This is a genomic window from Williamwhitmania sp. (assembly GCA_035529935.1).
Lineage (GTDB): Bacteria > Bacteroidota > Bacteroidia > Bacteroidales > Williamwhitmaniaceae > Williamwhitmania.
This window is the reverse complement of the sequence record DATKVT010000092.1, coordinates 1-3,944: the sequence shown is the minus strand read 5'-3', so window position 1 is coordinate 3,944 and position 3,944 is coordinate 1. Positions and strand designations below refer to the sequence as shown.

6 protein-coding genes are annotated in these 3,944 nt (G+C 40.5%); all 6 read left to right on the top strand.

Annotation, left to right across the window (positions count from 1 at the left end; translation table 11 throughout):
• The first annotated feature begins 145 nt into the window (after positions 1-145).
• The 6 genes from VMW01_07195 (at position 146) to VMW01_07170 (ending at position 3,510) form a co-directional block, all read left to right on the top strand.
• Positions 146-445, top strand: coding sequence for a nucleotidyltransferase domain-containing protein (locus VMW01_07195; GenBank protein ID HUW06029.1), 300 nt, complete (start codon positions 146-148; stop codon positions 443-445).
• Positions 438-776, top strand: a complete 339-nt coding sequence (locus VMW01_07190; protein HUW06028.1) for a HepT-like ribonuclease domain-containing protein — start codon at positions 438-440, stop codon at positions 774-776. The genes VMW01_07195 and VMW01_07190 overlap by 8 nt, the downstream gene beginning before the upstream one ends.
• Before the next feature lie 173 nt (positions 777-949).
• A complete protein-coding gene (locus tag VMW01_07185) occupies positions 950-1,489 on the top strand; it encodes a VOC family protein (protein ID HUW06027.1) in 540 nt (179 codons plus the stop codon).
• A 99-nt stretch (positions 1,490-1,588) separates the two neighbouring features.
• Positions 1,589-2,485, top strand: coding sequence for a J domain-containing protein (locus VMW01_07180; protein HUW06026.1), 897 nt, complete (start codon positions 1,589-1,591; stop codon positions 2,483-2,485).
• Positions 2,472-2,786: a chaperone modulator CbpM gene (locus VMW01_07175; GenBank protein HUW06025.1), complete on the top strand. Its 315-nt coding sequence runs from the start codon at positions 2,472-2,474 to the stop codon at positions 2,784-2,786. The genes VMW01_07180 and VMW01_07175 overlap by 14 nt, the downstream gene beginning before the upstream one ends.
• Before the next feature lie 136 nt (positions 2,787-2,922).
• Complete coding sequence (locus VMW01_07170; protein HUW06024.1) at positions 2,923-3,510, top strand: hypothetical protein; 588 nt, start codon at positions 2,923-2,925, stop codon at positions 3,508-3,510.
• Positions 3,511-3,944: the final 434 nt, after the last annotated feature.

Genomic DNA, 3,944 nt, shown 5'->3' with positions numbered 1-3,944 from the left:
TTAGGGGATTAGGGGATTAGGTATATAGGATTGGGGTTGCAAATTTGTTAGAAACAGTTGGGATTAAACTGTCTTATCAGATATATAAATAGGTTGTGTATAACCCTTTGTGCGATTCATCTTCCAAATTAACTATATTTGTCCTATGAACCTGATTGAAAGAAATATCGACAAGATTCAAGACTTGTGCTCAAGACACAAGGTGAGACGGCTATTTGTATTCGGTTCAGTATTGACAGATAGATTCAAAAAGGATAGCGATATTGACTTGGTTGTAGACTTTCAGGATGTAGACCTTTATGAATACGCAGATAACTACTTTGACTTAAAAGAATCACTAGAGAAGCTTTTTAAACGTGATGTGGATTTATTGGAAGAGAAAGCAATCAAAAATCCATATTTAAGACAATCCATTGATTCATCAAAACAACTAGTTTATGGATAGCGAAATTAAAACTTGGTTGTACGACATTCTACAATCAATAAAAGAGATAGAGAGTTACTTTGAAGAGAGACCAAAGAAGTTCGATGAATACATTAACGATATAAGAACAAAACGAGCCGTTGAAAGGGATATTGAAATAATTGGAGAGGCGGTTAATAGAATATTGAAACGAGACAAACAATTCCAGCTAGAAAATGTCCATAATATCATAGGAACCAGAAATAGAATTGCACACGGCTATGACAAGATATCTGACGATTTAATTTGGAGCATTGTTATCAATCACCTTCCGAAACTGAAAGAAGAAATCACCTCGAAACTAGGAGAATAAAAGGCTACACCTACCCCCCGCCATCTGGACCAGCTAATACAGACACGAAAGTTTTCACTACATTAGTATGTTTTTACTGTGGCATGAGATAGCTGCCGTTACTCCCTAGCTCTCCCAACCACGGGAACTTTTTACAGCAGCTTAACGATGACACATCAGTAAAAAAAGACAAAATGATTAGGCTAGTAATAACAATCTCCATTGCAACAGCTCTTACAAGCTGCAACTCGCCAAATAAAATAACGAAGAATATGGAAGAGCGAAAAAATGAAACCACAAACACCCCTTCAACTAACGACACTACCCCTAAGGTAACTGGCATTGGAGGGATCTTCTTTTTCTCTGACAATCCCAAGGAAACGAGAGAGTGGTATGCCAAAAATTTAGGGTTTGAAATCAACGAATGGGGTTCGTCGAGTTTTGAATCCAGAAACGTTAGCAAACCCGACGAGATAAACTCGCTTCAATGGAGCCCTTTCAAAAAAGGAGATGCATATTTCGCCCCATCCAAAAAGGATTTTATGATTAATTACCGAGTCCAGAATATTGAAGGACTCGTAAGCAAGCTCAAAGCAAACGGCGTAACCATACTTGACAGCATTGCCACCTACGACTATGGAAAATTTGTTCATATTATGGACGCAGAAGGCAACAAAATAGAGTTATGGGAACCAGCTGAGGCCGACAAAAAGGGTGGTGAGACAATAAAATAATGGAACAGCTTGGCACAATTGGACAGAGAAGAAAGCCGACCGCATAGCCGTGGCCGTAATGCTCTAGATGACTACTACCACGCATAAAAAAGTTAAAAAATGGAATTCATAGATTATTACAAAATACTAGAGCTAACCAAATCCGCTTCTCCGGAGGAGATAAAGAAAGCGTATAGGAGGCTTGCCAGAAAATATCATCCCGACCTGAATCCAAGCAGCAAGGAGGCCGAAAAGAAGTTTAAGGAGATAAACGAAGCGAATGAGGTATTGAGCAATCCCGAAAATCGGAAAAAGTACGATCAATACGGTAAGGACTGGAAGCACGCCGACGATTTTGAAGCAGCAAAGAAGCAGCAAAGCCAATCGCGGCGAAGCTCAGGTCATCAATTTCAGCAGGAGGACGCCGGTGATTTTTCCGATTTCTTTGAATCGATGTTTGGGGGGCAAGAGCGGCAGCATAGCCAGTCGAGGTTTAGAGGAAGGGATGTGAATGCCGAAATGCACCTCAGGTTGACCGAGGTGTATAAAACCCAAAAGCAGGTGGTGACCGTTAACGGCAAGAGCATTCGCCTTACGTTTCCGGCAGGTATTGAAAATGGGCAGATTATTAAAATTGCGGGGCACGGAACTGCCGGCCTAAACGGTGGTCCAAGCGGTGATTTGTATATTACGTTTACCGTTGAAAACGACACAAGCTTTAAGCGCGACGGCAGCAACCTTTATAGAACGGTGGACTTAGACCTCTATACCGCGTTGCTTGGGGGTGATATTCTGGTGGATACCTTCGATGGGAAGGTAAAGCTGAAGGTTGCGCCGGAAACCCAACCGGGAACCACCGTTAAGCTAAAAGGGAAAGGATTCCCCGTTTACAAGAAGGAGGGTGAGTTTGGCGATTTATACATTAGCTACCAAGTAAAGCTTCCTACCCACCTCACCGAAGCAGAAAAAGAGTTGCTTTCAAAATTAAAAACCATTAGAACCAATGAAAACAAGTAGCTTAATTCGTATCGAACAGGTGTGCACTCATTGGAAAGTTGATGAATCGTTCATTCAAACCCTGCACGAGCTTGGCCACATAGAGCTTATAGTGGAAGGTAGCAGCTACTGCATTACCGAGGAGCAGCTCAAACCGCTGGAAAGCTTGATATTCTTTCATACCGAGCTTCAGATAAACATAGAAGGGATAGATGCCATTGCCCACCTGCTGAAAAAGATTGAACACCTGCAGCACGAGCTGCTGGTTGCCAACAATAAGCTGAGCCTGTTGGATAGCTACCAAACCAAGGCCTCAAAATAGGCTAGATGTGGAATACCAAAACAAGTTTTAATGCCGGCGAAGGCACGGTGGTTAGGCTGCTGATCCCTCGATTGAAGCAGCAAATTCCTTTAACTTAGCAAAAGCAAGAATTTCAAATACAAAACATAAACAAGCCATGAAAAAAGCGGAAGTAATAGTTGCGGCACTTTCAGTGATTGCCTTATTTTTAAATATCTTTTTAATTCCGGGCGGCGGAATATTAACAGCCATTACGCTTTCCTTACTCGCGTCCCTCTATTTTTACTTTGGTTTTGCACTATTCAATGGCATTAAGTTTAGATACATTTTCAAAAAAGAAAGCTATAAAAGCAGTAACAGCTTAAGATTAATTGGAGCAGCCATTACTGGAGCTTCTCTTTCCATGATCATTATTGGCATACTCTTTAAAGCTATGTTATGGCCAAGCGCCGATATTAACATAAACACTGGTCTTTGGGGAGTATTAGTTATTGCCATTTTTAGTGTTGTTAAATACCTAAAAAGCAGGTCCGTATATTACGCTCGAATACTTATTCGCATAGCAGTTATTGGAGGAGTTGGCTTGCTGATAATGGTTACCCCCACCAACAGATGGATTGAATTCAAATACAGAAACCATCCGGCTCTTGCCACAGCACTAAAACAAGCCATAAGCGATCCAAACAACACGGCGCTTTGGGATAAAGTAAGAGAGGAGCGCCAAAAAACAGACAACGAGCACTAGAAACCCTCCAGCAGAGGTATATAGCCATTAAGGAATTTAGGTAGCGAAGATTAGGTTTGCAAAACAGCCTAAAACATTAGCGTTGAGCTCTGCTACAATAAAATAATTTGGAATGATATTGATTGCATGCTTAGAAAAGTGTAAATTAGAGTTTTATACGGTAAAGGCAGTACAATGCTTGCCAATATGGGTGAATAAATACAGTTTAAAGTTTATTTAAACGAATTATGTGCCATAATTATAATCGACAATGAAAAAAGATGATAAGCGAAAAATAATTTTAGACTTAAGAAGCTAAGTACATGACAAAAATTTAAATATTCCGATATTGTCTTGATAATAAGCGTTTAGCAGCACAGTTGCGATGTAGGTTAGACCATATTTAAAAATGCTTTTGGCCAGCTTCCCGTGCTTCTTGACCTCGATCGGTTTGA